48 protein-coding genes are annotated in these 24,620 nt (G+C 58.9%); 22 read left to right on the plus strand and 26 right to left on the minus strand.

Annotated elements, in window-relative coordinates; genetic code table 11:
* Positions 1 to 2: 2 nt before the first annotated feature.
* Genes TX72_RS07180 through TX72_RS07190 form a run of 3 tightly spaced genes read right to left on the minus strand, consistent with a single transcriptional unit; the run spans position 3 to position 2,606 of the window.
* The gene (locus tag TX72_RS07180; RefSeq protein WP_011128288.1) at positions 3 to 1,094 is read right to left on the minus strand and encodes an MSMEG_0568 family radical SAM protein; all 1,092 of its coding nucleotides are present in this window, start codon (positions 1,092 to 1,094) and stop codon (positions 3 to 5) included.
* A complete protein-coding gene (locus TX72_RS07185) occupies positions 1,087 to 2,103 on the minus strand; it encodes a Nit6803 family nitrilase (RefSeq protein ID WP_011128289.1) in 1,017 nt (338 codons plus the stop codon). The genes TX72_RS07180 and TX72_RS07185 overlap by 8 nt, the downstream gene beginning before the upstream one ends.
* A 20-nt stretch (positions 2,104 to 2,123) precedes the next feature.
* Entirely contained in the window at positions 2,124 to 2,606 is a 483-nt protein-coding gene (locus TX72_RS07190) for an MSMEG_0572/Sll0783 family nitrogen starvation response protein (RefSeq protein ID WP_011128290.1), read from the minus strand.
* A gap of 186 nt (positions 2,607 to 2,792) precedes the next feature.
* On the opposite strand from TX72_RS07190, the gene TX72_RS07195 reads away from it, so the two are divergent.
* Positions 2,793 to 4,103 (plus strand): MSMEG_0569 family flavin-dependent oxidoreductase, encoded by a 1,311-nt coding sequence (locus tag TX72_RS07195; protein ID WP_011128291.1) that lies wholly within the window; start codon positions 2,793 to 2,795, stop codon positions 4,101 to 4,103.
* Between the two features lie 7 nt (positions 4,104 to 4,110).
* Here TX72_RS07195 and TX72_RS07200 read toward each other — a convergent pair whose 3' ends face one another.
* The 5 genes from TX72_RS07200 to TX72_RS07215 form a co-directional block, all read right to left on the minus strand.
* Positions 4,111 to 4,854, minus strand: coding sequence for an IolE/MocC family protein (locus TX72_RS07200; RefSeq protein WP_225867682.1), 744 nt, complete (start codon positions 4,852 to 4,854; stop codon positions 4,111 to 4,113).
* A gap of 100 nt (positions 4,855 to 4,954) precedes the next feature.
* Positions 4,955 to 5,083, minus strand: coding sequence for a hypothetical protein (locus TX72_RS14870; protein WP_263969700.1), 129 nt, complete (start codon positions 5,081 to 5,083; stop codon positions 4,955 to 4,957).
* Between the two features lie 241 nt (positions 5,084 to 5,324).
* Positions 5,325 to 6,032 (minus strand): J domain-containing protein, encoded by a 708-nt coding sequence (locus TX72_RS07205; protein WP_011128293.1) that lies wholly within the window; start codon positions 6,030 to 6,032, stop codon positions 5,325 to 5,327.
* An 18-nt stretch (positions 6,033 to 6,050) separates the two neighbouring features.
* On the minus strand, positions 6,051 to 6,716 hold the full coding sequence (locus TX72_RS07210) for an SDR family oxidoreductase (RefSeq protein WP_042504333.1): 666 nt from the start codon (positions 6,714 to 6,716) through the stop codon (positions 6,051 to 6,053).
* A 281-nt stretch (positions 6,717 to 6,997) separates the two neighbouring features.
* Positions 6,998 to 7,225, minus strand: a complete 228-nt coding sequence (locus tag TX72_RS07215; RefSeq protein ID WP_011128295.1) for a Nif11-like leader peptide family natural product precursor — start codon at positions 7,223 to 7,225, stop codon at positions 6,998 to 7,000.
* A gap of 353 nt (positions 7,226 to 7,578) precedes the next feature.
* Here TX72_RS07215 and TX72_RS14435 point away from each other — a divergent pair, with 353 nt between their 5' ends.
* The 5 genes from TX72_RS14435 to TX72_RS14875 all read left to right on the plus strand — a co-directional run bounded on the left by TX72_RS14435 (position 7,579) and on the right by TX72_RS14875 (position 10,093).
* The gene (locus TX72_RS14435) at positions 7,579 to 7,743 is read left to right on the plus strand and encodes a hypothetical protein (RefSeq protein ID WP_173358496.1); all 165 of its coding nucleotides are present in this window, start codon (positions 7,579 to 7,581) and stop codon (positions 7,741 to 7,743) included.
* Between the two features lie 102 nt (positions 7,744 to 7,845).
* On the plus strand, positions 7,846 to 8,052 hold the full coding sequence (locus TX72_RS07220) for a hypothetical protein (protein WP_011128297.1): 207 nt from the start codon (positions 7,846 to 7,848) through the stop codon (positions 8,050 to 8,052).
* A 174-nt stretch (positions 8,053 to 8,226) separates the two neighbouring features.
* On the plus strand, positions 8,227 to 9,708 hold the full coding sequence (locus TX72_RS07225) for a polysaccharide deacetylase family protein (protein ID WP_011128298.1): 1,482 nt from the start codon (positions 8,227 to 8,229) through the stop codon (positions 9,706 to 9,708).
* 21 nt (positions 9,709 to 9,729) lie between these two features.
* A complete protein-coding gene (locus TX72_RS14440) occupies positions 9,730 to 9,903 on the plus strand; it encodes a hypothetical protein (RefSeq protein WP_011128299.1) in 174 nt (57 codons plus the stop codon).
* Between the two features lie 67 nt (positions 9,904 to 9,970).
* Positions 9,971 to 10,093 carry a hypothetical protein gene (locus TX72_RS14875; RefSeq protein ID WP_263969701.1) on the plus strand — a complete coding sequence of 41 codons (123 nt, stop codon included), beginning with the start codon at positions 9,971 to 9,973 and terminating at the stop codon, positions 10,091 to 10,093.
* 354 nt (positions 10,094 to 10,447) lie between these two features.
* Here the strand turns inward: TX72_RS14875 and TX72_RS14445 are convergent, their stop codons facing one another.
* A complete protein-coding gene (locus tag TX72_RS14445; RefSeq protein ID WP_173358497.1) occupies positions 10,448 to 10,624 on the minus strand; it encodes a hypothetical protein in 177 nt (58 codons plus the stop codon).
* Between the two features lie 187 nt (positions 10,625 to 10,811).
* On the opposite strand from TX72_RS14445, the gene TX72_RS14450 reads away from it, so the two are divergent.
* Positions 10,812 to 10,985, plus strand: a complete 174-nt coding sequence (locus TX72_RS14450; protein WP_173358498.1) for a hypothetical protein — start codon at positions 10,812 to 10,814, stop codon at positions 10,983 to 10,985.
* 14 nt (positions 10,986 to 10,999) lie between these two features.
* Here the strand turns inward: TX72_RS14450 and TX72_RS14455 are convergent, their stop codons facing one another.
* Both TX72_RS14455 and TX72_RS07230 read right to left on the minus strand, forming a co-directional pair.
* On the minus strand, positions 11,000 to 11,173 hold the full coding sequence (locus TX72_RS14455; RefSeq protein WP_173358499.1) for a hypothetical protein: 174 nt from the start codon (positions 11,171 to 11,173) through the stop codon (positions 11,000 to 11,002).
* A gap of 169 nt (positions 11,174 to 11,342) precedes the next feature.
* Positions 11,343 to 11,525 (minus strand): hypothetical protein, encoded by a 183-nt coding sequence (locus TX72_RS07230; protein ID WP_042503599.1) that lies wholly within the window; start codon positions 11,523 to 11,525, stop codon positions 11,343 to 11,345.
* Positions 11,526 to 11,639: 114 nt separating this feature from the next.
* Between TX72_RS07230 and TX72_RS07235 the strand changes: the two genes are divergently transcribed.
* Complete coding sequence (locus TX72_RS07235) at positions 11,640 to 12,041, plus strand: DUF1499 domain-containing protein (protein WP_042504335.1); 402 nt, start codon at positions 11,640 to 11,642, stop codon at positions 12,039 to 12,041.
* Positions 12,042 to 12,047: 6 nt separating this feature from the next.
* Here TX72_RS07235 and TX72_RS14460 read toward each other — a convergent pair whose 3' ends face one another.
* Positions 12,048 to 12,212 carry a hypothetical protein gene (locus tag TX72_RS14460; RefSeq protein ID WP_011128302.1) on the minus strand — a complete coding sequence of 55 codons (165 nt, stop codon included), beginning with the start codon at positions 12,210 to 12,212 and terminating at the stop codon, positions 12,048 to 12,050.
* A 51-nt stretch (positions 12,213 to 12,263) separates the two neighbouring features.
* On the opposite strand from TX72_RS14460, the gene TX72_RS07240 reads away from it, so the two are divergent.
* The 3 genes from TX72_RS07240 to TX72_RS07250 all read left to right on the plus strand — a co-directional run bounded on the left by TX72_RS07240 (position 12,264) and on the right by TX72_RS07250 (position 14,810).
* Positions 12,264 to 13,631, plus strand: coding sequence for a DUF2130 domain-containing protein (locus TX72_RS07240; protein ID WP_011128303.1), 1,368 nt, complete (start codon positions 12,264 to 12,266; stop codon positions 13,629 to 13,631).
* Positions 13,632 to 13,671: 40 nt separating this feature from the next.
* Complete coding sequence (locus TX72_RS07245) at positions 13,672 to 14,169, plus strand: hypothetical protein (RefSeq protein ID WP_011128304.1); 498 nt, start codon at positions 13,672 to 13,674, stop codon at positions 14,167 to 14,169.
* 326 nt (positions 14,170 to 14,495) lie between these two features.
* Complete coding sequence (locus TX72_RS07250) at positions 14,496 to 14,810, plus strand: hypothetical protein (RefSeq protein WP_011128305.1); 315 nt, start codon at positions 14,496 to 14,498, stop codon at positions 14,808 to 14,810.
* Positions 14,811 to 15,035: 225 nt separating this feature from the next.
* On the opposite strand, the gene TX72_RS07255 is transcribed toward TX72_RS07250, so the two are convergent.
* Positions 15,036 to 15,233, minus strand: coding sequence for a hypothetical protein (locus tag TX72_RS07255; RefSeq protein ID WP_042504337.1), 198 nt, complete (start codon positions 15,231 to 15,233; stop codon positions 15,036 to 15,038).
* A gap of 72 nt (positions 15,234 to 15,305) precedes the next feature.
* On the opposite strand from TX72_RS07255, the gene rpsU reads away from it, so the two are divergent.
* From rpsU to TX72_RS07270, 3 genes are all read left to right on the plus strand, one after another.
* Positions 15,306 to 15,482, plus strand: a complete 177-nt coding sequence (rpsU, locus tag TX72_RS07260) for a 30S ribosomal protein S21 (RefSeq protein ID WP_011128306.1) — start codon at positions 15,306 to 15,308, stop codon at positions 15,480 to 15,482.
* A 148-nt stretch (positions 15,483 to 15,630) separates the two neighbouring features.
* On the plus strand, positions 15,631 to 15,873 hold the full coding sequence (locus TX72_RS07265; RefSeq protein WP_011128307.1) for a hypothetical protein: 243 nt from the start codon (positions 15,631 to 15,633) through the stop codon (positions 15,871 to 15,873).
* Positions 15,874 to 15,876: 3 nt separating this feature from the next.
* Entirely contained in the window at positions 15,877 to 16,539 is a 663-nt protein-coding gene (locus TX72_RS07270; RefSeq protein WP_011128308.1) for a hypothetical protein, read from the plus strand.
* Here the strand turns inward: TX72_RS07270 and TX72_RS07275 are convergent.
* The 4 genes from TX72_RS07275 to TX72_RS14470 all read right to left on the minus strand — a co-directional run bounded on the left by TX72_RS07275 (position 16,503) and on the right by TX72_RS14470 (position 17,532).
* Complete coding sequence (locus tag TX72_RS07275; protein ID WP_011128309.1) at positions 16,503 to 16,811, minus strand: hypothetical protein; 309 nt, start codon at positions 16,809 to 16,811, stop codon at positions 16,503 to 16,505. The genes TX72_RS07270 and TX72_RS07275 overlap by 37 nt on opposite strands.
* Positions 16,811 to 17,107, minus strand: coding sequence for a hypothetical protein (locus tag TX72_RS07280; protein WP_011128310.1), 297 nt, complete (start codon positions 17,105 to 17,107; stop codon positions 16,811 to 16,813). Before TX72_RS07280 ends, TX72_RS07275 begins: the two co-directional genes overlap by 1 nt.
* A gap of 83 nt (positions 17,108 to 17,190) precedes the next feature.
* Positions 17,191 to 17,367, minus strand: coding sequence for a DUF8681 family protein (locus TX72_RS14465; RefSeq protein WP_011128311.1), 177 nt, complete (start codon positions 17,365 to 17,367; stop codon positions 17,191 to 17,193).
* Between the two features lie 9 nt (positions 17,368 to 17,376).
* Positions 17,377 to 17,532, minus strand: coding sequence for a hypothetical protein (locus TX72_RS14470; protein WP_173358500.1), 156 nt, complete (start codon positions 17,530 to 17,532; stop codon positions 17,377 to 17,379).
* Between the two features lie 55 nt (positions 17,533 to 17,587).
* Here TX72_RS14470 and TX72_RS07285 point away from each other — a divergent pair, with 55 nt between their 5' ends.
* Positions 17,588 to 17,788, plus strand: a complete 201-nt coding sequence (locus TX72_RS07285) for a hypothetical protein (protein WP_042503602.1) — start codon at positions 17,588 to 17,590, stop codon at positions 17,786 to 17,788.
* 166 nt (positions 17,789 to 17,954) lie between these two features.
* On the opposite strand, the gene TX72_RS07290 is transcribed toward TX72_RS07285, so the two are convergent.
* The 6 genes from TX72_RS07290 to TX72_RS07310 all read right to left on the minus strand — a co-directional run bounded on the left by TX72_RS07290 (position 17,955) and on the right by TX72_RS07310 (position 20,015).
* A complete protein-coding gene (locus tag TX72_RS07290; protein ID WP_011128313.1) occupies positions 17,955 to 18,158 on the minus strand; it encodes a chlorophyll a/b-binding protein in 204 nt (67 codons plus the stop codon).
* A gap of 43 nt (positions 18,159 to 18,201) precedes the next feature.
* Positions 18,202 to 18,555, minus strand: a complete 354-nt coding sequence (locus tag TX72_RS14720; RefSeq protein ID WP_011128314.1) for an alpha/beta hydrolase family protein — start codon at positions 18,553 to 18,555, stop codon at positions 18,202 to 18,204.
* Between the two features lie 4 nt (positions 18,556 to 18,559).
* A complete protein-coding gene (locus TX72_RS14725; RefSeq protein ID WP_011128315.1) occupies positions 18,560 to 18,781 on the minus strand; it encodes an alpha/beta family hydrolase in 222 nt (73 codons plus the stop codon).
* 68 nt (positions 18,782 to 18,849) lie between these two features.
* Positions 18,850 to 19,350 (minus strand): DoxX family protein, encoded by a 501-nt coding sequence (locus tag TX72_RS07300; protein WP_011128316.1) that lies wholly within the window; start codon positions 19,348 to 19,350, stop codon positions 18,850 to 18,852.
* 97 nt (positions 19,351 to 19,447) lie between these two features.
* Positions 19,448 to 19,690: a DUF3303 domain-containing protein gene (locus tag TX72_RS07305; RefSeq protein WP_011128317.1), complete on the minus strand. Its 243-nt coding sequence runs from the start codon at positions 19,688 to 19,690 to the stop codon at positions 19,448 to 19,450.
* A 106-nt stretch (positions 19,691 to 19,796) separates the two neighbouring features.
* Positions 19,797 to 20,015, minus strand: a complete 219-nt coding sequence (locus TX72_RS07310) for a CP12 domain-containing protein (RefSeq protein ID WP_011128318.1) — start codon at positions 20,013 to 20,015, stop codon at positions 19,797 to 19,799.
* Between the two features lie 186 nt (positions 20,016 to 20,201).
* Here TX72_RS07310 and TX72_RS14190 point away from each other — a divergent pair, with 186 nt between their 5' ends.
* The gene (locus TX72_RS14190; protein WP_158305739.1) at positions 20,202 to 20,360 is read left to right on the plus strand and encodes a hypothetical protein; all 159 of its coding nucleotides are present in this window, start codon (positions 20,202 to 20,204) and stop codon (positions 20,358 to 20,360) included.
* Between the two features lie 6 nt (positions 20,361 to 20,366).
* Here the strand turns inward: TX72_RS14190 and TX72_RS07315 are convergent, their stop codons facing one another.
* Positions 20,367 to 20,876 (minus strand): hypothetical protein, encoded by a 510-nt coding sequence (locus TX72_RS07315; protein ID WP_318655392.1) that lies wholly within the window; start codon positions 20,874 to 20,876, stop codon positions 20,367 to 20,369.
* A complete protein-coding gene (locus tag TX72_RS14475; protein ID WP_173358501.1) occupies positions 20,866 to 21,036 on the minus strand; it encodes a PM-15 family protein in 171 nt (56 codons plus the stop codon). Before TX72_RS14475 ends, TX72_RS07315 begins: the two co-directional genes overlap by 11 nt.
* Positions 21,037 to 21,112: 76 nt before the next feature.
* Here TX72_RS14475 and TX72_RS07325 point away from each other — a divergent pair, with 76 nt between their 5' ends.
* On the plus strand, positions 21,113 to 21,610 hold the full coding sequence (locus tag TX72_RS07325; protein WP_011128320.1) for a hypothetical protein: 498 nt from the start codon (positions 21,113 to 21,115) through the stop codon (positions 21,608 to 21,610).
* A complete protein-coding gene (locus TX72_RS07330; protein ID WP_011128321.1) occupies positions 21,611 to 22,399 on the plus strand; it encodes a sulfite exporter TauE/SafE family protein in 789 nt (262 codons plus the stop codon).
* Here the strand turns inward: TX72_RS07330 and TX72_RS07335 are convergent.
* Positions 22,355 to 22,615: a hypothetical protein gene (locus TX72_RS07335; protein ID WP_042504345.1), complete on the minus strand. Its 261-nt coding sequence runs from the start codon at positions 22,613 to 22,615 to the stop codon at positions 22,355 to 22,357. The genes TX72_RS07330 and TX72_RS07335 overlap by 45 nt on opposite strands.
* Positions 22,616 to 22,656: 41 nt before the next feature.
* Between TX72_RS07335 and TX72_RS07340 the strand changes: the two genes are divergently transcribed.
* The 4 genes from TX72_RS07340 (at position 22,657) to TX72_RS07350 (ending at position 24,619) form a co-directional block, all read left to right on the plus strand.
* Entirely contained in the window at positions 22,657 to 23,199 is a 543-nt protein-coding gene (locus tag TX72_RS07340; RefSeq protein ID WP_225867683.1) for a DUF1993 domain-containing protein, read from the plus strand.
* A gap of 43 nt (positions 23,200 to 23,242) precedes the next feature.
* Entirely contained in the window at positions 23,243 to 23,512 is a 270-nt protein-coding gene (locus TX72_RS07345; RefSeq protein ID WP_011128324.1) for a hypothetical protein, read from the plus strand.
* Positions 23,513 to 23,591: 79 nt separating this feature from the next.
* Entirely contained in the window at positions 23,592 to 23,717 is a 126-nt protein-coding gene (locus TX72_RS14880; protein ID WP_263969702.1) for a hypothetical protein, read from the plus strand.
* Positions 23,717 to 24,619, plus strand: a complete 903-nt coding sequence (locus TX72_RS07350; RefSeq protein WP_052298028.1) for a DUF481 domain-containing protein — start codon at positions 23,717 to 23,719, stop codon at positions 24,617 to 24,619. The genes TX72_RS14880 and TX72_RS07350 overlap by 1 nt, the downstream gene beginning before the upstream one ends.
* The last annotated feature ends 1 nt before the right edge of the window (position 24,620 follow it).

Here is a 24,620-nt window from a genome sequence, read left to right on the forward strand (position 1 = left end):
GGTCAGGCCGCCTGCTCGAACAGCGACAGCGCCGAACAGGCTCCACATTTGGCGCAACCGGCCGACATCGCCTCGGAGCGCAGATCTCCTTGGTGCAGCAGCTCGGCAACCCCCTTGTAGACGTCGACCATGAAGGCTGTGTCCGGTGCCGGATGGTGCTCCAAGGGTGTGCCGGAGATCGGCACAAACGGAACCACAAACGGGTAGACCCCCAGTTCGATCAGGCGGCGGCTGCAATCGAGCAGTGCCTCCCGGCTGTCGCCCAGGCCGGCCAGCAGATAGGTGGACACCTCTCCTCGCCCGAACACGGCGACAGCATCGGCGAAGGCCGCGTAGTAACGCTCGAGGCTGAGCTCCGATTTGCCCGGAAGGATGCGACGCCGCACCTCCAGCTCCACCACCTCGAGGTGCATGCCGAGGCTGTCGATTCCCGCAGCCTTCATCCGCTCGTACCAGATCGGATCATCGGGGGGTTCGCACTGCCCCTGGATCGGCAGATCGACCCGACGCTTCACCGCCGCGGCCGTCTCGGCCATCAGCCGGGCGCCGCGGTCATCGCTGTTGGGGGTGCCGGTGGTCATCACCAGCTGCTTCACACCATCCAGGCGCACCGCAGCTTCCGCAACCTCGGCCACCTGCTCCGGGGTCTTGCGGATCACCGTGGCGCCGTCCTCAAGGGACTGCTCGATGGCGCAGAACTGGCAGGACTGGGAGCGATCTCGGAAGCGGATACAGGTCTGCAACAGCGTGGTGGCCAGCACATCTCGGCTGTGCAGCAAGGCGATGGAGCGGTAGGGGATCCCCTCCGCCGTGCTCAGGCCATAGAAGGCCGGTTCATCTGTGGTGGTCACCACAGGCAGGGCGTCCTGCTGAGGACCGGTCAGGGTCAAGCCGTCACCACGTGCCGCCAGGCTGTACGCCGATGAGCCGGAGACGTCGTTGTAAACGGGCACCATCACCGTGGTGCCATCCACATTCAGGGCCCTGTGGTCAGAGGGGCCAGCCCCGCCGCGCCGGCCCCGGTTTCCCTCCAGTGGTTCGGCCCGAACCCCCTTCACCTGCAGTTCGGTCACCAGGCGTCCGAGCTCAGACATGGTTGATCTCCTCGATCACATGGGACATCCCGGCGGCCATTGACGTTTCGGCCATCGACGTTTCGGATGGAACCGGATCGCTCGCCATCTCCTGCATCGCTACGGCCGTGTTGCGATTGATCCGCAGCGACAACAGTTCCGGACGGCTGTAATGGCCGACGCTGTCCATCATTCGCTTGCGCTTGGTGATCAAGGCCAGATCGAGTTCGGCGATGGCCAGGCCTTCACCGTCCGGCAAGGGACCCGCCAGGTAGCGGCCTTCAGGACTGATCACAGCGGTGTGACAGCCCCCTTGAAACGCCTTGTGCAACGAAGCATCTGGCGTGATCGCCGCATAGTCCTCCGGATCCAGCCATCCGGTGGAGCAGATCACGAAACAGCCAGCCTCCAGGGCGTGATGCCGCATGGTAACGGCGGTCTGCTCGCTGAAGATCGGCCCGACCAGCGACCCGGGGAACTGGGCGCAGTGGATCTCCTCGCCCTGGACCATCAACGCGTAGCGCGCCAGCGGGTTGTAGTGCTCCCAGCAGGCCAACGCCCCGACCCGACCAAGCGGGGTGGACACCACCGACAGGCCGGAACCGTCCCCCTGCCCCCACACCATCCGCTCGTGATAAGTGGGAGTGATCTTGCGGCGCTTGAGAGCGATCTCGCCGCAACTGTTGAACAGCAACTGGGTGTTGTAGAGCGTGCCACCGTCCCGTTCGTTCACCCCCAGCAACACCTGCATGCCGTGCTGCCGTGCGGCCGCTGCCACCGCATCCGTGACCGGTCCGGGCACCACCACAGCCTGGTCATAGAGCGCCAGGTGGGAGCGCCCCATGCGAACCGGGGGCTCAACAAATGAGAAGTAGGGGTAATAGGGCAGGAACGTCTCCGGAAAGACGATCAGCTCAACGCCTTCGGCCGCCGCTTCGGCCATCGCGTCGAGCACCTTCTGAAGAGATCCATCCAGGCTGAACAGGACGGGACGGATCTGGGCAGCGGCAACTTTGACAGTGGTCACCATGAAATAGGTACGACGCCGACTCAGAGCGTCCAGGTGTCGAGGATGAAGGCCCCTTCCTTGCGATGCATCAGCACGATGTCGAGCACATCAAGGGGATTCACCGGGGTGATGCCCGGCATGAGCGCCTTCTCGCTGTGTCCGTAAAGCGCCTGCAGAGCGAAGCGACAGGCGTACACCTTTCCCCCCTGATCCATGAACTTCTGCAGCCGTGCGTTGAAGTTCAGGTGACCATCAAAGGCGGCATCACCGAGCTTGGGGAATCCACGCATCACACCGAGGGTGACGCCAGGGCCATAGAGCAGAACAGAGGTTTCAAACCCTTTGGTGATCAGACGGCTGGCCTGCAGAAGATTGACCAGGCCAATAGAACCTTCGAAAGCAACGGTGTGAAACGTGACCAAGGCCTTTTCACCCGGCTCAGCCTTCACATCGGGAAAGACTTTTTCCTCGTAGTCAACAAGATAATCCCCCGGCTGGTTAGCGGGACGGTCGACGACAGGCATGTGAAGAAACCATAAGGACTCAAAGACTGGCTCCGGTCGGCCCACAAAAAATGTACGAAATACGACCAAATTCGAGACTGAATCAAACTGGATGACAGCGGGAGCGCAATCAAATTCGGTGGCCTTGGCTACAACACAAGTGTTGATTTCAAACAAGGATTAGGGCATTAAGTCATGTGCTGATTGATGCTGCACAGCGCGCATGATGTCGCCCGATTCAAGTCCGATCATGCGGTTGTGGTGATCGGAGCCGGTCAGGCCGGACTTTCGGTGGCCTATCAGTTGCAGCAAAGGGGCATCCGTCCTGTGGTGCTGGAAAAGCACCGCATCGGATACGCCTGGGATCAGCAACGCTGGGATTCTTTCTGCCTGGTCACCCCCAACTGGCAATGCCGCTTGCCGGACTTCCCCTACGACGGCAACCAGCCCGAGGGGTTCATGCCCAAGGCAGAGATCGTGGCGTACCTGCAACGCTTCGCGCGGCACGTGGGTGGAGATGTGCGCGAGGGGGTCGCCGTTCAACGGCTGACCCCGAAAGGCAGTGGTTATCGGCTGATCACCAGCGAAGGCGAGATGGAGGCTGAACATGTGGTGGTGGCCACCGGCGGGTATCACGCCCCCCGGCGCCATCCCCTGGCCGAACGGCTGCCGGCCTCCGTGCTCCAACTCGATGCCCGTGCTTACCGCAACCCGGCGGCGCTACCGGAAGGCCCCGTATTGGTGGTGGGCAGCGGCCAGTCCGGCAGCCAGATCGCGGAGGACCTGCACCTGTCCGGCCGCACCGTGCACCTCAGTGTGGGCAGCGCCCCTCGATCCCCACGGGTGTACCGCGGCCGGGATGTGGTCGATTGGCTGGACCGGATGGGCTACTACGCCATGCCGATCAGCGACCATGCCGACCCCCGCAGCGTCCGCGCCAAAACCAACCACTACCTCACCGGTCGCGATGGTGGCCGTGAAATCGATCTGCGCCATCGCGCCACCGAGGGCATGCGTCTGCATGGCCGTCTCGCAACCATCGCCACTGACCACATCGGCTTTGCCGATGATCTCGCCGGCAACCTCGATCAGGCCGATGCGGTTTATTGCCGCATCCGCAGCAGCATCGACAGCTGGATCCAGCAGCAGGGCATCGAGGCCCCCCTCGAGCCCCCCTATTCCCCCTGCTGGCAACCATCAGCGATGGCCGACCCCGGCATCGATCTCAGCCGGGATCCACTCGCTGCGGTGATCTGGTGCACCGGGTACCGCAGCGACTTCAGCTGGATCGATGCTCCGGTGTTCGATGGTGCCGGCCTGCCGGCCCATGAGCGTGGGGTCACCCAGAGCGCGGGGCTCTACTTCCTTGGTCTGCCCTGGCTGCACACCTGGGGATCCGGTCGCTTCTGCGGCGTCAGCGACGATGCCGACTACCTCGCGAGGCTGATCAGTCTGCGGCTGCAACGCCGCGATGCCAGCCAGGAGCGGCTGGAGTGCACCGCGATCCTGGGCTCCTGAACTGCTCTCAACGCATGGAGTTGTGCAGGGCGGTGCGGAGCCAGGAGGCCATCTGTGTGTTGAGACTGGCGACATCAGCCACCGGTTCAGCACTGAAGGGCTGCAGTGGCATGTAGCCATCAGGGCCGAATTCAGGCGTGATCGTGGCCGGCGCCTTCTCCTGATCAAACGATTCCAGAAAGAATTGCCAACAAGAGCGATGAGCCTCCAATGCTTCGGTCCACTCCGGCGCAAAGGGATGGCTGACTGAGGGGCCCTGGGCATGACCGACCCGTGCATGGATGTGGTCGACCCGCCCTGCCATGGCCTGCACCGGTAGGAGATCAGGCGTCATCAACCGCTCGGCAACACAACACCAATGGCTCAGGTCTGCCGTGAGCCGCATCCGTGGATGTCGCTCCAGCCACACCGGCATCTGCCAGGGGTTAGCCAGGCTCCGGCTGCGATGGGTCTCCAGCATCACGGCGCATGGCACGGTGTCGATGCGGTCGAGAACAGCCTTGAAAAAACGATGCTGGACGTCCTCAGACCAGCTGTCACTGCCAATGATCAGATTGATCTTGAGCGGTTCCATGGCCAGCGCACGACTCAGCAACGCCTCAAGTTGTTCGAGATGCTGTTCGGGACCATGGGCCAGATCTGGGGTGTAGCCGCCCCCAGTCGTGATCTCGAGGATCAGCGCTTGCCTTCTCTTGCCGAGGAGCTGCCGAACATCCGTTGCATCAATCCGCTCCAGACACGAATGAACCACATTGCATTCGAGACCATCAAATCCGTGAGTTGATGCACGGCTGGAAGCTGACTCGAAAGAACCATTCCAGCCCCAGAGAGATTGCAGCAACAACACCACGTCAGTGCTCGTCGGTGAACATGTGCGGCTGTATACCGAGGTAAATGGCCTCGCGGAACAGGACTCGTTTCGCCTTGGCATCACCTCGCTGGTGAGCCTCGCGGAACCGTCTCTGAAGGGAGGAGATCATCGTCTTCCGTCTGGCATCAGAGCGGTCTGTGCTGTCCAAGGTGGGGGCACCGTCTACCGCAATTATGCGGATTAAACAGGCGCACAGGGGATCAAGGCTCCTGCTGCTTCTCCTTCCAACGTTCGAATAACACCGCAACCGCCAGGGAGATGGCGACGGCGATGCCGGCACCAATGAACACCACTCCGAATTCCACCGGCATCAGCCCACTGCCATCACCACCCCATCATTGTTGAAGGGGTTAATTCACCAGCTGCTGGTAGGCCTCATTCACCCGACGAAACGCCTCGGCTGATCCGCCCATGTCTGGGTGGTGAAGCTTCACCAATCGGCGATGGGCTCGCTTGATCGCCTCGGCCGTCGCCCCCGGCTCCAGACCGAGCACAGCCAGAGCATCAGCCCGGAAATCGCCGCTGGGGCGACGAGGGCCACGCAAGCGCTGGTGTAACTCCGCCACCACGCGGCGGGGATCTTCATCCAGCCATTCACTGGCCCTGACTCCATAGAGAGCAAAGGCCGCCAGCACCGCCGTGTCCTGGAGGGTTGCCGGGTTTGCGACCGCCGCAAGCAGATCGCTGCCGAGACCATCCACCAGCCGGTTCAACCGCTGCTGCAGGTTGAGATTCGCAGGGAACCCCCGCCGGTTGAGCCGCTCGATCAACGCCTCCAGGCCTGCCTGATCGAACTCGCTCCAACCGGGTTGCTTGGCCAGTTCATCCCCCCAACGCTGCACCTGCACCCGTCGGATCAGGTTCATCGTTGGTTCAGGCCGAGGGCGCTGCTGACGACGCAGTCGTTCCAGCTCCCGTTGCATGCGCTGGAGCTCTCGCCGCAGGGCATCGTTCTCCGCCAGCAACGCCTCGACGTTGCTGGTCACCCGCTCATCACAATTGCTCGTCGAGGCCCCTGACGGTGGTGAGCCGGTCCATTGACGCGGATCAAAACCCACTGCAGCCCCCAGGTCGACTCACCATGGCAACACCTGACCATTGGCATGCCAGAAGCTGCCGCTGGTCTCCAGGGTCAGCGCATCAATGCGGGCCAGCAGACCCTGCACGGCGTCCGAGGGATCAACTCCACTTGGGTTGAAGCGAATCATGCCGGTGCGCACCAGTCCCGGATGCAGGATCGCCACGGCGATCCCCCGGGGCTTCAAATCGATCGCCAATGATTTGCCGGCAATGTTCAGGGCCACCTTCGACATCCGATAGCCGTAGGAGCCCCCCGAGCTGTTGTCGTCAATCGACCCCATGCGACTGGTCATCAGCGCCAGCTTGCTGCCCTGTGGCATCTGCGGAACCAGGGCCCGTGCCAACAGCAAGGGAGCTAAGGCATTCACCTCGAACTGGCGGCGAATGGCCTCCGCATCAAGATCCTCCAGCCCCATCGAGTGAAGGATGCCGGCGTTGAGAATCACGCCATCGAGCGGGCAACCGTCAAGACGCCGCACCAGCTCATCGATGGATGACTGCTCACTCAGCTCGATGCCGGCCTCGAGCTGCACCCCCAGCGACTCCAGCTCAGGGCTGATCTGTCGGCACACGGCAATCACTGCATCCCCACGGGCCTGGAGCTGCTGGCAGTAGGCCAGTCCGATGCCTCGGTTGGCGCCTGTCACCAGATAAGTCTCCATCAGTTCCTCGCCGTTGCCGCCCATCCTGAGGCCAAAGCGTCGTTCGGCCTGAACGATTCAGGGTGTCTAGCCTGAAGTTGGAATTCGAATCGAGGCCCAGGCGAGACATCTCATCGGCCACATCGCAGAGCTCGAATCGCGGTTAGCTCACCCGCAGCACTGGACCGAAGGCGAAAACACCAACAACACTGAAAAGCTGAGGCAACTGCGTTTCGAGTTGCGTCGCCGTCAGTCGCTGGGTGAGCAGGATCCACTGGAAGAGGACGTCTCTCCATCCACACTCAGTAATAACGACCGGGATATTCCCCAGGGTGATCAACCCGCGTGACGCGGATACCGGCCTCGTGCTGACCATCCAGCAACAGCAGATCACTGCCGGACACGGCGTAACCAAGCTCCTGGGCCAGCATGGCCACCTCATCAGCGGTGATGGCCGCTTGCACCTTCACCTGAAGAAGCGGATCCCGGCTTAGGTGCAGCAGAAACTGTTGCACCGCAGTCGATGGCATGGCGGCAGCCAAGAGGAGATCAACTGTCCCATGGAACTGAACAAGTCAGCGGCAGGGGCGGGGCTTCAAAAGTCGGGGGGCAGAGCGACGACGGGAACGACGCTGGGGGCCATACAACGCTGGCCATGCGTCCGACCATTGCCCGCATTGGAGACAGATGGAGCGTCGCGGAACTGGTGAATCCTTGGAATGCCCCAGGTTCAGCTGATGGCAGTTCCGACAGATCACAACGAACTCAGGCATCACCGTTCCCCCGGAACTTATTTATTTCAACAGAGTGATTTCAATCTGCAAATCAGCCCCGGACGGACACCCCCCTGACGCCGTAGATCACTAACAGCCACACTCCATCGATGGACAGCATCAGCCGCATCTGCGCCACCTCAAAAGGATCTACCATCGATGCCATCGGCCACGGTCGTTATCGGGTCTGCAATCGCAACGCCATCTGCTCCGAGGTGGAAGGTCTCTGGCAGGCCTACGAAACACTGCGGCAGCAGGAACAGCAGTTGACCTGAGTGAAAAAGGACATCGTGCTGTGAAGCGATCCCGAAGAGATCTGCACGGATCGTGATCAAATCCGCCACGGCCACGAGCGTGGAGCTTCCGGCACGAATGCCATGTTCATCATCGAGGGTCTCACCGACAACGGCTGGAGTTTTGAAGCACGCCACGACAGTCGCGACAATGCGTTCTGGCATGCGCGTGCCAAAAGTGATGCCACAGGCCGCACCTTTCGCCTGATCAGCCAGGACCAGCAGATGGTCTGCCTGTTGACATCAAAAGGCTCCGATTGCTGGGGAATGGAGTCGGACTTGGTCGCCTGAGCCGATCAACTTCGGATAAGTAACAACACCTACAGCCTGAACCAGTCCACTCGGTAACACTATGAACACCCCGGTGAGGGGTATGCGTCGATTGACGGGAGGGCCTGGGAAACCCTCCTTTTTTGTGCCTGAAATCAGCGCTATGGATTAAACGCAACCAGGCGCCTCGGCCCGATGATCGACCTCCCCCCCATCTGCGGCCGTGAATCTGAGCTGATGCAACTGATGCAGCAGCAGCAGCCACCGATCTGGAGGCACCACAGCAATCTCGATCTCAGCCGCATCCGCTCCGGCTTCGCCTGCGCGCTGCACATGCATCAACCCACGGTGCCTGCCGGAGCGAACGATGCCCTGATCTCCCATCTGCAATACATGGTTGAGCATCCGGGAGAAGGCGATAACCACAACGCCGAACCGTTTGCTCAGTGCTACCGCCGCATGGCGGATCTGATCCCGGATCTGATCAGCAGAGGCTGCAACCCGCGAATCATGCTCGATTACTCGGGCAACCTGCTCTGGGGTGTCGGGCAGATGGGCCGTGAGGACATCACCGGAGCCCTGCGATACCTCGCCTGTGATTCAGAGATGCAGCGGCATGTGGAGTGGCTTGGCACGTTCTGGAGCCATGCCGTTGCTCCCTCCACACCGATTCCTGATCTGAAGCTGCAGATCATGGCCTGGCAACACCAGTTCGCAACGATGTTCGGTGATGCCGCGTTGCAACGCGTCAGGGGATTTTCTCCACCGGAGATGCATCTCCCCAACCATCCGGACACGCTGTTTCAGTTCATCCTTGCCCTGAAGCAATGCGGCTACCGCTGGCTGCTAGTGCAGGAGCACAGCGTTGAAACCCTGGACGGAACACCGCTGGCACAGGAGCAGAAACACCTCCCAAACCGCCTGATGGCCCGCAACAGTTCCGGGGAAACCATCAGCATCACGGCGCTGATCAAGACCCAGGGGTCGGACACCAAACTCGTCGGCCAGATGCAACCCTGCTACGAAGCGATGGGGTTGCAACCCACGACGTTGGCGGGGCGAGAAATACCACCGCTGGTCAGCCAGATCGCCGATGGTGAAAACGGTGGCGTGATGATGAACGAGTTTCCAGCTGCCTACTGCCAGGCCAACGAACGGATCCGGGACGACAGCAATGGAACCGTGGCCATCAACGGCACGGAATACCTCGAGCTGCTTGAAGCCGAGGGTATCTCCGACGACGAATGTCCTGCCATTCAGGCGGTTCAGCAACAGCGGCTGTGGAATGCCGTCGGCGCAACCCTCAACCGCCAGACCGTGGAGGAGGCGATCGATCGGCTGGCAACAGCCGGTGATGGTTTCTCGATGGAAGGAGCCTCATGGACCAGCAACCTCAGCTGGGTGGCTGGGTACGAGAACGTGCTGGAGCCGATGAACGAGCTGAGTGCGCGCTTCCATCAGCGATTCGACGCCGCGGTGAACAGCGAGCCCAGCCTGACGGGCACATCCAGCTATCGGGACGCTCTCCTGCACCTCCTGCTGCTGGAGACCAGCTGCTTTCGCTACTGGGGACAGGGCACCTGGACCGACTACGCCAGAACGCTGTATCGACGCGGGGACGCTTTGTTGCAGCAGATGCCAATCAATGGCCCGGACACAGCAGACGCCCTTGGATGAGACGCCCAAAACCACTCACCCATGGCCTACGAACCGGGCACAGCCGAATGCCGTGTGCTGATCCGCAGCAAGGAACAGATCGAAACCATGCTGTTGGAGCTCAGCAAACTGGACGGCACGGATGTGCTGCTGCAGCAACTCCGGCAGGTGCACAACCAACTCGAAGCTCTGCACGATCTGAGAAGAGCCTCCTGACCAATCCTGAGAAGGAACGTTCACATCCCGTTACAAGCGTGTAGATTGCTGCAAAAGAGATCGACCCATGGGCGACTACTCGACCGCAATCGTCGCCACCATCGTGGTGACTGCCGTCCTGACGGGTGCCGTTGTGTTCGCCTTGATGCAGCCTTCTGATCTACCGGTCAGCAAGCGCGAGAAGGAGTGATTCGATGGAATTGATCAGTGAATTGATGATTGCTGCCGCGGACATCACCGTTGCGTTGATTGTGGCCATCTCTCTACCAAACGGAAAAGCAACGGAGATCTGACTGGTCAGATCATTCGGTGTGATTGATACCGTTTCAGACGATTGGAATCGGTAGCTTTCACTCGATTCCTTCGAATCGGGAGCATGTCAAACGAACAGGGCGGAGCATGTATGCACATGGATCTCCATGCACTGCGTTTGTTGCACCGGATTGTTTCTGAGGCTCACGCGAACTGGCCTGGAGGGTGCCCAGAAGAACAACAGTGCCTGCAAACCATGAAAATACAGCTGTACGCCGCATTGATGGATCACTTACTCGAGCAGTGAACGCGACCGTTCAGCGTGTTTGCTCAGAGCTGACTGCTCCAGATCCTTCAGCAAGAGAGTCAATCCCACTCCCATCAAGGCCAGAGCAGTTCCCTTGTCCTTGTCTGCAGTCAATGACACCGACCGAGCCAGTTCCAGATGCTGAGACCAAGAAAAGTGCATCGGACATCTGAACCAGATGTTGACATTCAAGAAGATCACCCTGCCATCAACGGGAGAGTGATGCCATCAGGCAACGCTCTGTAATGAAACAAATGTCACTTCACGGACACACATCACCTGCGATGTTCGTTTTGTTACTCCATTGAGGATTGAGGCCAATACATTCCCTTCAATCGCCTGAGTTTTGATGGAGCCCATTGCCCTCACCCTCGGTCAAAAGTTTGAGCTGGAGAAAAGAACACGCGACATCAGTGCCATCACGGATGTTCAGCAGTTGCAGGCTCTGACCAAAGACCTCCTGCTGGCCTGGCAACAGGAAATTGCCCGATCCAGAGCCGCGGTGGAGGATGCCCTCGGCTGAGACCGGGTCGTCACTCAGCGCCGCTGGCCGGTGCTCCAGCGGCGTTCCAGCGATGCTCGAAAGGCTTTCGTATCTCCTGTCATGCCCCCGGGACGTTGGCGCCAGCCACGGGTGATCCGCCAGAACTTCCACAGGGACCCGATGGCCACGACACCCCAGGCCAGCAGAAACCATGACGGACTAGGCATTCAAGGGTGTCTCACTCGGCCCATGCTATTGAAATCAACTGAGGTGCTGATCACATTGAATCGTCATGGATCCTGAGGTTCGCCAGTTCGTGATCGCTCAGCTGTTGGTGATCGTGGTCCCTGTGGGTTTGTTATTCGCGCTCTGGGTCTCCCTGTTGAACAAGAACGTTCAACGTTGAGTGCGCCCGTCGACGACGGCCACAACATGATTCCAGCTTGGATTCACGATCCTGTAGGTGCGCAGGGTGGCCATGGATTTGGTGCGGGCATTCACAAAAGCCTTGAACTCTGTTTTGAAGCACATCTCCTTGATCCACTCCCCTTCAGCGTCCTGACGTTCAATGCAATACATGGCAAGTCAATAACACTGTCATGCAAGGTCACCTGAATCATCAGCACACGAAATCAGCAGACGCTCTTTGGGATCATGCTGAAATCTCCTTACTCCATCAGCTCCTCAACATCGATGACTCTGCTTGTGACGCTGTTGGCCCCCGTGCTGATGCTGTTTCACCTGGTTGGACCGGTGCCATCCGATCTCGGTGTGCATGACGGCGCGTTGAGCCCCTGCACCACGCCGGCCCACTGCGCGCGCCAGACCTGGCCCAGCCGCTCACCAGAACCGGACTTCAGCGCCCTGATGGCCTACGTGACGGACATGCCTCGCACCGAAGTGGTCGAGCGGACCGATCGCTACATCCACGCCGAAGCCAGCAGTGCCCTGTTCGGTTTTGTGGACGACCTCGAACTGCTCCTGGATGTGAACAACAGCAGCATCCAGGCACGCTCGGTGTCACGTCTCGGCGATTCCGACCTGGGAGTCAATGCCAACCGCCTGGGCGAACTGAAGGCACTGGTGAGCAACTGACCCCACTCACACCTTGGCCTTGCGCAGATTGCCCAGGTCGTGGGCCAACTCCCGCAAGCCGGTCACGAACCCGATGCTGGCAACGCTCACGATCCCCACAATGATCACGGTCTCCAACAGAGCGTGGGGATCGTTGAGCAGGGCGGTCCAGGCGCTGGTGAGTGCTGTCATCTCGTCAGAATCTGCGTTCTCCTGTTGGTAGCAACACCTTCGTCTGAGGCCATGCACGACATCATCTGCCCGCACTGCAGCAAGGCGTTCAAGGTGGATGAGGCCGGCTATGCCGACATCCTCAAGCAGGTGCGTGACCGGGAGTTCGAGCAGCAACTGAGCAAACGACTGGCGCTGGCGGAGCAGGAGAAACGCAATGCCATCGACTTGGCTCTGGCCCGAAAGCAGACGGAACTACAGGAGCTGGAGGCGCAGCTGCGGGCTCGGGATGTGAAGCAGGAACTGGCGGTGAAAGAAGCCGTGAGCACCGCCGAGAAGCAGCGGGATCTCCTGGCCAGCGAATTGCAGCAGATGCGGGAAAGTGGTGAAACCGCTGCCCGCATGGCGGAGACGCGTTTTGCTAAGGAGATCCAGACGCTCACCTTGCAGAAAGACGGAGAAGTCCGCGATCTGAAAGCGCAGCTGGAGGCCAGCGGCATAAAGACCAAACTGGCGGTGACCGAAGCTCTCAGTGGTGTTGAAAAAGAGCGCGACGAGCTCCGCAACAGCCTGAGCCAAAGCGAGCTCAAGCATCAACTGGACACCCAGTCGATGAAAGAGCGCTATGAGCTGCAGATTCACGATCGAGATCAGGCGATTGAACGCCTGCGGGACATGAAGGCACGGCTCTCCACAAAAATGGTGGGAGAGACATTGGAACAGCACTGCGAAACGGAGTTCAACCGCATCCGGGCCGCAGCTTTTCCCAGGGCTTACTTCGAGAAGGACAACGACGCACGCAGTGGCAGCAAGGGGGATTACATCTTCCGAGACAGTGACGAAGCCGACAACGAAATCATCTCGATCATGTTTGAGATGAAAAATGAGGCAGACACCACCGCCACCAAAAAGAGGAACGAGGACTTCCTCAAGGAACTCGACAAGGACCGACGCGAGAAAGGCTGTGAATACGCCGTGCTGGTGTCCCTGCTTGAAGCAGACAGTGAGCTCTACAACTCAGGAATCGTTGATGTCTCCCACCGCTTCGCCAAGACCTATGTGATCCGGCCCCAGTTCTTCATTCCGTTCATCACGCTGTTGCGCAACGTTGCCTTGAAATCATTGGAGGTCAAAGCCGAACTGGCCCTGGTGAAGGCTCAGAACATCGACGTGACCAATTTTGAAAACGACCTTGAGTCGTTCAAGACAGCCTTCTCCCGCAACTACGACCTCGCCTCCCGCCGCTTCCAGACGGCCATCGATGAAATCGACAAATCCATCGACCATCTGCAGAAAACCAAGGACGCACTTCTCGGTGCCGATCGCAACCTGCGCCTTGCCAACGACAAGGCACAGGATGTTTCCGTCAAAAGACTGACACGACGCAACCCGACGATGGCCCAGAAATTCGCCGAGTTGCAGGATCAGGATTCCGCCTGAGTCAAGCGAACGTGTGCCGGTAACTAGCCGAATCAGAAGAATGCCCTCATCCCCCAGAAACAGAATCGGCGAGGTTTACGGACAGCTCACGGTGGTTCGGGCGTCGGAGCGACGCACAAAGGCTGGTAATGCCTATTGGTGGTGCCAGTGCACCTGTGGGAATGAGCGGGAGGTGCCTGGAGACAAACTTTCCCTGAACACCGCCCGTCGCAAGCCGATCGTTGATGCCTGTGAAACCTGTGCCCGTGAACGCCAGGTGGAAGGTGTCTGCATCAAGAACGATCGGGAAGAGAAAACACGTCGTGCCCAGGCGCAGCGTGAACGGGAACAGCTCAAAGGGCTTGTTCCGGATCGATGGTTGATGCTTCCTCTCACCGACGCCCATGCCAGGGAATTGGGCCAGACCTTGTTTTTCCGCGGCACGCGCTGCCTGCTGGGGCATCTGGCGCCCTATCGGATCAACGGGGGTTGTCAGGCTTGCTCGGGTCAGACTCCGTCGGCGGGAGATTTGCCACCAACCAAGCCCACAGCGTCATGACCGACGCCCCAAAGGCCATCAATGCGAGGAGCTTTGACTCCATCAGAGGAAGTCGAAATCGTCTTCTGCATCACCCGCAAATGCGTTCATCACCAATGCAGAAAAAGGAATGAAAACGGCTGCAATCACAAGAATTTCCATCAAGAATGAGCTTGTGCAATGAACGTAGTTCACACGACGTTACAAACAGTCGCCGACGACACCGTCGACCAGAGCTGCGTCGAAATACCTAACTTTCAAACCAAGTCTCTAGCCACGTAGGCATTAAGCCTCGTTGTCAGCACATGCAGACAATCCACACTTGAAGAATCGACGTCTGTGGAGTCATGCAATTGCTCAAAGCCGCATCCACCGCCATCCATGGGTTGCTGCCCTCGAAGCAGATCCGTACGACGGAGGAGTGCCGCCAGCGCAACGACCGACAAAGCTATTTCAGCCTCACCAGACAACTGGTGAGTGCGCAGTTTGTCCTCGCGGACGGACAGTTGGCAGCACGGCTTTGGCAGGAGGTCGCCGCCCGGGAGATGGATCTCGGCCGCGTGATCAATCTTTTGTATGGCTGCAGCTTTCCAGAGGACGACCAGGCGATGCAGGACGCAGACGATGAGTACCTGAGCCTGGTGGATCCCATCGATCCATGAGGCAGTACCTCAAAGCTCAAACACCGTTCCCAGCACTAAAGCTGGATGGGTCGTGGTGGAAGCCCGTCGGCGTTCCAATTGCACAACCATGGTCAGATGAGCCATGAAACGGACCGCTGACAGAACAGCGAGCCCAATGCAGAGGGGGCAGTGTGTGATTCCCATGGAACGAGGCTCCCAGCCTGCTGAGAGATTGACATGGTTCCGTGCGATTTCTTGATCAAATCAACGGATCAACCAACAGATCAGAGCCGTCATCAGCGCCCCTTTGGCGAAGGACAGCCACATCAGCCCGTACAGGCCAATCCCGGTGCGCCGCATCAGGCCGTTGATCAACGTCTTGTGCCACCGAATGAGGACCGGATCGCCATCGGTGTTGAATTGCGCAACCCGCTTCAAAGGAAGCTCGGCAAGCCTTGTCATGACTGAGCAGAGGAATGACTCTTCCAGAAGACTGGCTGGTAAGATCATTTTTGCTCTCCCTCGGGGAAACGGATGAGTCAGGTCACAGTCGGCGAAAACGAAGGGATTGAATCCGCATTGCGTCGTTTCAAGCGTTCTGTGGCCAAAGCCGGGATCTTTTCCGACCTGCGTCGGATCCGCCACCACGAGACTCCCGTTGAGAAGTACAAGAGCAAGCTGAAGCAGCGCTCCCGTAACCGCCGCCGCTGAAGTCGGCCAAACGCAAGATTGTTCAGCGGGCCAAAGGGCCCGCTTTTTTTTTGCGGTCCATGGATTGGGAGCATCGCTGCGGCAGCGTCACAAAGATTGATCGGTTTCGCCAGAATCCACCGGAATTACAGCGATTCGGCCGAACCCGATGTTCCTGCCTCCTCCGTTCTGCCCGATCAGTGCGGCAAAAATCGCCGGTCTCAAGGCCACGGTCAGCCTGCTGTTGATCCTCCTGATCAAATCAAAACTCCTGCGCATCAAGATGTCGTTGCTGGGCTCCGTGCTCGGCTTTGCGATGCTGATGGGATTTTTGATCAGCACCGGCCTGCTCACCCTTGTGGCGGGCGGAGCCGTGGCCTACGCCGCCACTCAATCCAAGGGGGGCAACTGACCGATGGCACAACGTTTTGGATTGATCAGCGGAATCGGCCTATCCGCCCTTGGTGTTGCCGGTTTGGCAGGGGGAGGAATTCTCTGGAATTTCCAGGGGAGAACCCTGGGTCTCAGTGCCACCGTGACCGCTCTGGTCTTGTTGGCCATCAGCCTTGTGCTGCTGCGTCCCTTACCGGCGGAGCCCGTTCTGGAACCAGTCGCTGATGATGAGCCAGCCAAAGCCAACGGCTTCTCCCTGCAGCTGCCTGAAGTGTCGTTGGTGGGCCTGCTCCTGGCAGCCATCGGAACCTTCGGGCTAGCGGGCTCCGGCATTGCCTGGAACTTCAAAGGCCTTGCCCTCGGCCTCACTGGCACGATCACATCAATCGCAGCCCTGGTGTTCAGTCTGCTGTTTCTCTGGCCCCTGCGGAGCAAAAAGGCCAAGGTCACTGCCACGCCTGCGAAGCCAGTTGTCACCGAACCGGCTGTCGCCCCAACCCTCACCACCGCCGACGCGATCCGTCAGCAGTTGGCTGATGATCAAAACCAAACACCGGAGGTCACACTGAGGACATTCGCACCGGACCACCTTGTGCCGGGACGCACCTTGCCCAGACGATCCCGCAATGCAGGTCCCTCCCTTGGCCGTTACCGGTCGATGGTGGGCGAATTGTTCAGCAGCTGATTCATCACATTGCGCAGCTGTTGGTGCCAGGGCGTCACATCCACGGTCTGTCGACGCCCTGACCGTTTGTCCATCCCAGGGTGAAATCCAGCCTCGTCCATCTCACGACGGAGACGGCGCATCACCGGAATCAACATCGCAGCGAAGACCAGGCTGAACAACAACAGAAATGGCAGCAACGTCACCAGCCAGATCGTTGCTACCGCCGTCAGCACACCTGTGACGATCAGCTGAAGCCAACGCGGTCTGGCTCGACCGGGAAGTTGTTTCATCAACGACCTGGTTGGGATGCCTTTAAAGCCTGCAAACCGAGCATCAAGTGCGTGCGAAAACTGCCAAGCGCCATCACCTGTTGCGGTGATCGATCTGAACCGATGGCATCTCCTTTGTGGGCCATGCGTTGCAACAGAAATCGGGTGTGATTCGCCCAGCGCTCAAGCTCTGCTGAAAGTATGTCGTTGCTCTCCTTGGCAGGAGTTGATGATTCCTGCATGGCGGTTTCAAGCCATCGGTTCAGCTGCCGATGGCTGAGGGCGTCGGGGATTGGAGGGGCGTCGTCTCGATTCATGAGCGATTGGTCTGAGATGACTCGACCCTATGGAGACGTCTTCAACAGGACCAGTTCGGTCGGCATGGGGATCACCGCACCGCTCAGGTGGTCTTGCGGAAGATGCGCTCCAACTCCTGCCGGAAATCCTGCTGACTCAATGGCTCCGCGCCGCGACGTCGCCGGTTGCGGCGCACAAGCGAACGGATCAACCAGAGTTGCAGTGCAGCAAACAGCGTGCCGGTCACCAGCAGGCTTGCCGTGGCGCTGTTCCACTCCATGCTGAAGCCTCAATACCTTGATTGCGGCAACGTGAAGCCCGACTGCATGTGCCCGAAATCCAACATCACGTAGGTGAGCCAGATCAGCAGAGCGGCAATGCCTGCTCCTGCGGCAACTTTCGCCAGAGAGCGACCGATCATCTCCAGAAGGCTGACCTCTTTCATCGGGCGACAACGGCAACCCTCTGATTCTGCCGTGACTGGCTCCACGAATGAGGGAATGCGAACCTCAGTCAGCGTTCTCGACACCCATGCCGCTGATTCCGCGCTGGCGATACATGACAACGCAGGCCCGACAGCAGACCCGTCGCTTGGCTATCGAATCGGAGTTCTGGTGTTGCTGCTTGTGCTGAAGCTGCCGCTGCCATGGCTGCTGCTGGCAAGTGCTGCATGGTGGCTTTGGGGACGTCTGCAGCGCTAAAAAAAGACCCCGCCGAAGGCAGGGTCTGGGCACACCGGCGTGTGACCTTGTTTCCACAACGGTTGGCCTCCTCACAACTGAACGCTCGCGAACCGACGAGAGCTCTGAAAGAACGAGAGTGGAAGCCCGTCAACTGTCACAGTGACAGCTGGATGCAGGGGATGCTTCAGCCGATGCCCAGCAATCCGAAGCCGATCTGGCTGGCGATCCCTTGTCCGGTGATCAGCTCAGTGAGCAGGCCGATCAGAAAACCCAACATGGCAATACGGCCATTGAGCAGTTCGGCACGGTTAAAGCGCTCGGATGAAATCTGCGCACGAGCAGCGTCTTGATACCAGTCGTCACGAGTCTTGGAGGCGGAGTCGGACATCACGCAATAGAAAGTAAAACAATGTTACATCTTCTTGACTTCCTCAGCAACAGACCGAATCCAGAAATGAGTGAACATGCTGAACCGCCAGGCACAGGTTCTGTTCCTCAGTTCGGCCAGAACGCTTTCGCGGCGAAAAACTGTGATCTCCGTCGGGGATCCACTGCAACGTCACTGCCGAGCTCATGGAATACACCTCCACTTCGTCCTGTCGACCCATCGCATCACGCTCACCTTGAAAAATCAGACAGGGGGCTGATAGGTCGATCAAATGATGGGTGCGCAGCTGAGCAGGCTTGCCCAGGGGATGGAATGGGTAACCGAGGCAAACACCTGCCGCAACAGTTGTACTGGCATGCAGCTCATCCAGGAGCAGGCTGGCGATCCGTCCCCCCATCGACTTACCTCACAATCACCAGTGGGCGACCTTGATCAAGCTGATCAAGAGCGTCCCTGAAAGCCTTCAGCAACACATCAGGCCGATCAGGAAGAGTCTTCTGCCCGGTCAGACGCCGTCTGGCCATGTACGGGAAGTCAAAACGGTGAACCCGCCAGTTCAGCTGCGCCAGACCATCGGCCATGGGGTTGCATGAACGGGGATTGAGAGGCAACTCCAGCCCCATGTGCTAACAGCAACGATCCCGCCGCATGGACGGGACCCGAACTGATCAAGTCGACATACATACAACCTTTAACGCGTTGCAGCAGCCTCGGTCATGGCAGAAGTTTTTGCCGCGAGAGCTTCCAAGGTCTCCTTGGGGTCAGCGGCAGGCGTGTCGAAACGGCGGGCAATCAACTCATCGATGGAAAACAGCCCAGGGCCACAGGCCAGGACCGCAACGGCGGCAGCGAAATAAAGGCCCAGAAGCTCCAAAAGGTAGATGTTGAAACCAGCAGTGACGATGGCGTGGTAGATCGCCACGGTGATCGTTCCGGCGATCGCCATGGCCCCCATACGGGTGAGCAATCCAGTGATCAGCAACCAGCTACCGATGACCTCGGAGAAGGCCGCCACGTAGGACAGGAGAATGGGGAAGGGCAAATGCAGAGGGCGAACAAACGCATCTGCAAAATTCTCGATATTGGCCAGTTTTTCGTAACCGTGATGGATCAATAACGATCCAGTGAAAACGCGTAGAAGGAGCAGACCAAGATCGGCCGCGATGGCACGAGTCAGGACGAGACGGATCATCGGGCCGAACACAGAAGTATGAAAGTTAATGAACTTTCGTGTTCAACCGCGCGAAACCAAAGGTGTAGGGGCGCGATTGAGTGTTTTTACCTAGCCGTCAGTCGACGTCGTCTAGCTTTTCGTTGTGCTCCTTCTGCATCTCGACCATCTCAGCGCAGGTGAGGGCCGGTGCATATTCGAAGTCAAGTCCGAACATGGACCGCCAGAACATGAAATGACGGAACAAGGCCTTGGCATCGGCAGCCTTGCAGATCACGCAAACCCGTCCGGACTCAGGCATGTGCAGACGAGCCACCAGTTCGAACCCGTCGAACTTGTCGCCCTCAGCGCCGGAGTCCATCTATTCGATGAAGGCGGTGTAGCCCTCGTCCTGCGTTTCCGTCGGGATCTGCCCGTTGCAGACGTAGTACTGCATGGTTATGGAGAAGCAAGAAAAAAGATCTGATTCAGTCGTCGTAGACCAGGCACTCGGGCTCGTCTGGGTTCTGCTCACAGAACAACTCGAGCGGTGACGGATCGTGGCTGTCGTTGGGGAATTGCTTCTTGTGGTCCAGCAACCACTGCAGCTCTTCGGTGAGGTGGCGCACCTTTCCGTCGTTGTGCTCCGAAAGGGCTTTCAGGAATTCTTCCTGATCCTTCTGGATGTGTTCGTCGATGGTTTTCATGGTTCAGGTCAGGCCTGACAACCACTGCGTCGTAGCGGGGCAACCACCGTTGAATCAGTCGGTATTTCTACCTTTATCGGCGAAAGCACACATTGTCGAAGCCTGTTTTGCGATCAAGTCCTGTGACATATCAGTGGCCAGGTCGGCGCAAAGCATGGAGAGTCGGTTTGACAAAACAGAGCTCCTATGCAACTCAATGAACGGGTCGTGCTGACGGGAGCCATTCTGTTTGGCCTCGGACTCGTGGCCGGGATCGCCATCGGATCTGCCACGGCCGTGTCAGCACTCACTCAGGGTGCCCCTGATGTTCTGCAGAGCTGGTCCGGCGTGGTCGCGATGCCCTGAGGATCGTCAGATCAAAGCCAGAGGGCGTGGCTGGTCCACCGACCGGCAATTGTGATCATCTTCATTGGTGGTCCGCAATTCGAGATTGAAAAACAAAGCGGATGCAGTGTTGAGAAACGGACCGGCATGCCAGGTGCCTGGATGCAGCTTGACCCCCTCCCCCGGAAGCAGCTTCACCAGCAACACCTGATCAGACGCGATCGAGCCATCAGGCCGGGGCGGGCCTGGTGGAGCCACAGCCAGCCACCACACCTGAGCATCGGCTGACCCCAAGCATTGACTCACCCTCTGATGGGAGGTCATGGCTGCCAACACAGGTGGCCTGCGACGGAGACGCATCAGGTAAAACCGTGGATGGCCGTCTGCATCGAAATGAAGCTTGGCGTCCTGGGGGCCGAAGGGTGAGGGATCGTCCTGCGGCAGCAGCAGGGTTCCGCAGCTGGAAAAGCGTGAATCGTCGGGTCGGATCGGCTGAAGTATTGCGGCTGGGGAGCCGAGTCCGGACTCAACGGGCACCGACACTGATGCTCCCGACGCTGATCAACTGTTCCAGCCGTGCGCTGAGCTTCTGCTCGGTGCGATCGAAGTGATCGTGATTACCCGCAACGTAGGCAAGCTCCTCGCTGGTGATCACTTGATGGGTGACCGCATCCAGGTAAATCTGGACAAGGGACATCGCTTCGACGTCGTCAGTGTTCAATCCTGGCAACAATGCACAGGATCCGTAGGCGTCCGCCAACACTGACAACGCCATGGAACGCTCCCAGATCCAGAGCCTGATCAAACAGTGCTCCGGCGGTCTGTTCGACCTGGCCTGTGCGGTGAGTGGTCGTGTGAACTGGGATCTCAGCCTGCCCGTGGGTGTGATCGATGCCAGGCGGAGCACACCGAAGTTGATGGTCACCGCAGTGGGCACCATCAATTCGATGGTGCGGGCATCCGCCACCATCGGGCATCCCCTGATGCGGCGATTCTTCGAACGGATGGAGGCCGTAGGCGTGGAACAGGCCCTGAAGGAGTCCAACGATGGGGCCGATGCCGATGCCTTTTCTGAGGTCTGGCAGGCTTACAAGGAGGAGCGGCGCCAGGGCGATGCACCGATGTGGAGCATGGAGGACGCGACGGACTTCGTGATGAAATCGCGCGAAGCCCACAGTGACCGCGAGGTCGCCTGCGTGGCCATATTGCCGGGAGATCCCCATGCCATCGTCACCTTTTCAGTGCCGATTGCGTTCCTCACCCAGGGGTGAATGAGCTTTGATCCACTGCTGCAGGTCGGGCTCGCTGTCATCGCGGTGATCGCCAATGCTCTATCGGCATTTGCCGGGGGCGGGGCAGGACTGGTGCAGTTACCGGCACTGATCCTGCTTGGGCTCCCCTTCGCCTCGGCTCTCGCCACCCACAAAGTGGCCAGTGTTGCCTTAGGGGTTGGGGCTGCAGGACGGCACTGGCGGGCCAGCAGCCTGAACCGCAGCCTCTCCGGCTTGATCCTGCTGGCTGGTTTGCCCGGTGTGTGGCTGGGTGCCAATGCTGTTCTGGCCATCCCAGACCGATTCGCTACGGCAGCACTGGGATTCCTCACACTGGGCCTTGGTGTGTATTCAGCGCGACGATCTGAACTGGGCCGAACGGACAACCCAGCGCCTCTGAACACACGAACAATTGCTATCGGCGCGGCGGTGCTGTTCGGGATCGGCATCCTCAACGGATCCCTCACATCAGGGACTGGGCTGTTCGTGACCCTTTGGCTTGTTCGCTGGTTTGGATTGAGCTACTCCCGAGCGGTCGCCCACACGCTGATCCTTGTGGGTCTGGGTTGGAACGGCAGCGGTGCCCTTGTGCTGGGATTCAGCGGTGAGATCCACTGGGCGTGGTTGCCAGCCTTGATCGCCGGATCCCTGATCGGGGGCTACCTCGGAGCACACCTGTCGTTGGTGAGGGGAAGCGGAATGGTGAAACGGGCTTTTGAAGCTCTGGCCCTGCTCATGGGCGCTTCACTGCTGATCAGAGCCTTCGGGTCCACCTTCGGGTCCATCTGAACTCTGTTCAGCATCTGGAGCAAAAAAGCGGCCGGCGTAGCGCGTGGCCATCACCACGGTGGCAGCTCCGTAACCAATGAAGGTGACGGCCTGGCCGGACGTGCCGGTCTCGTACACCTCACCGGTCAACAGCATCCAGTCCATCAGAGAGGCGACGGTGCCCCAGATCACCACCCATACCGACACGTAGGTGATCCCTCGCCATGTCTTGTTCATGCTGGTCATCACTGCTGCGAAGAGGCTAGAGAAGCAAGTCCATGCACCAGACCCCGTTGTCGCGCTCCTTCCACGCTGCCCTGGTTCCACCCCTGGTGAAGAACCTCAGCAACCTCAGCCATCTGCTGAAACGGGCCGAAGTCCACGCCAAGGAGAGTGGCTTCCCCATTGAGGTGTTGCTGACGAGCCGCCTTTATCCGGACATGTTCGACTGCACCCGTCAGGTGCAGATCGCAACGGACATCTCCCGTCGCGGCGTGGCCCGACTCGCCGGTTGCGAGGCACCTGTGATGGACGACAACGAAACGAACGTGGAACAGCTGCTCGAGCGGATCAGCAGCAGCATCAGTTTCATGGAAAGCATTGATCCCGTCGACCTTGATGGGGCAGAACGGAGGCAGATCCGACTCCCCATCCCAGCAAGCATGGGAGGAGGTGAGCGAGTCTTTGAAGGGGAGGACTTTCTCCGGTCCTTCGTGCTTCCGAATGCTTATTTTCACGTGAGCACCGCCTTTGGCATCCTGCGGCACAACGGTGTGCCGATCGGAAAGTTCGATTACCTCCTTGGTGAAGAGGCTCCTTGAGGGGCAGCTGCTCCCGTAATCTCACGCAGCTACAGACGAGGAGATGCCGAAGAAGCGCCGGAAGCTCAACAAGGAGATGGAAGCCGACATGGCAGCCGCCAAGCGCAAGATCGAGCTGATCTCTGCGCTGATCAACGACATCCGCGACGAAGACATCCAAGGGGAGTACCTGGAAGCCTTCGGCCAGGTGCGTTCAGCGGTGGTGAATCTTGTGGCCAAATACACCACCGATGGCTTCTGCGAGGAAACCGAAGGTCTGCTGGCTCTTTACAAAGGTCTCATCGATCAGTTCGAAGCGGACTACGAGCTCTGACATCGGGCGGCCGACACCCGCACGAACAATCCGCTGATTTTTTTTGATTAGGGGATAATCACGATATTCGGATTGACCCATGCCCCTCCGGCACAACAAACCTCAGGTTTCGCCCCTTCGCCTGAAGATCACGGTGCTCATCGCTGGCCTTGGCCCTCTGATCGCCATTGGCTTGTGGCTGCAATCCAAAGGTTTCTTCAGTTGATGCGTTTTGTTCGTTCTTTTCAAGCCACGCTGTTGCTGTCGCTGCTGACGGGTTCGGCTGTGCGTGCTGAAACGATTCAGCTCAAACTCAAAAACGGTGACACCATCAATGGCGAACTGATACAAGAGGAGAGCACCGAGGCGCTGAAGGTGCTGATGCATCCCCAGCTCGGACGACTGGAGGTGAGCCAGGACGCCATACAACCTGCCAAGAAGACACCCAAATGGACATCAACCATCTCCGCTGGCGTGAACGCGGGAAATCAGGATGGCGATGGAACCTTCTCAGCCAATATCTACGGCACCAGCAACTACAAAAACAAATCAGATCAATTAAAAATTGAAGCTGGTTTGAATTACGGTAAAAACAAAGACAAGGGGAAATCACCTGAGGTCAAGACGGATCAAGGGATGGCCTCCATCCGCTACGACCGGTCACTGACCGAAAAGCTGACGATTTACGCAAAAAGTGGCTATCAATACAATGGTCTCAACGATTCTGGGATCAATACTTTTGATGGATCGGTCGGGGTCGGTCTTCCACTGATCACCAACACCTCCACCCAAGCAACACTATCCCTTGGCCCCAAAGTTCACTGGAGCAACGGCGGGAAAGATTGTGATGGCAATGAATTCTGCGGCAACGCCTATGGAGGCGGAAACCTCATCGCAGACCTCAGCTGGTCTCCACATAAGTCGTTCCAGTTGAAATTAGAAAACAGCCTTTCAGCCATCGCCGCCTCCGAGGTGAAACCCACGAACACCTTCACAGCAACGCTCAAATATTTCCCCAGGTTCACGAGCGGACTGTTCACATCCTTACGCTACGCATCCATCTACAACAGCATGAGCACACCGGAAAGTGACAACCGAATCACTGGCCAAGTGGGCTACGAGTTTTAAA

Source organism: Parasynechococcus marenigrum WH 8102, assembly GCF_000195975.1.
GTDB classification, from domain to species: domain Bacteria; phylum Cyanobacteriota; class Cyanobacteriia; order PCC-6307; family Cyanobiaceae; genus Parasynechococcus; species Parasynechococcus marisnigri.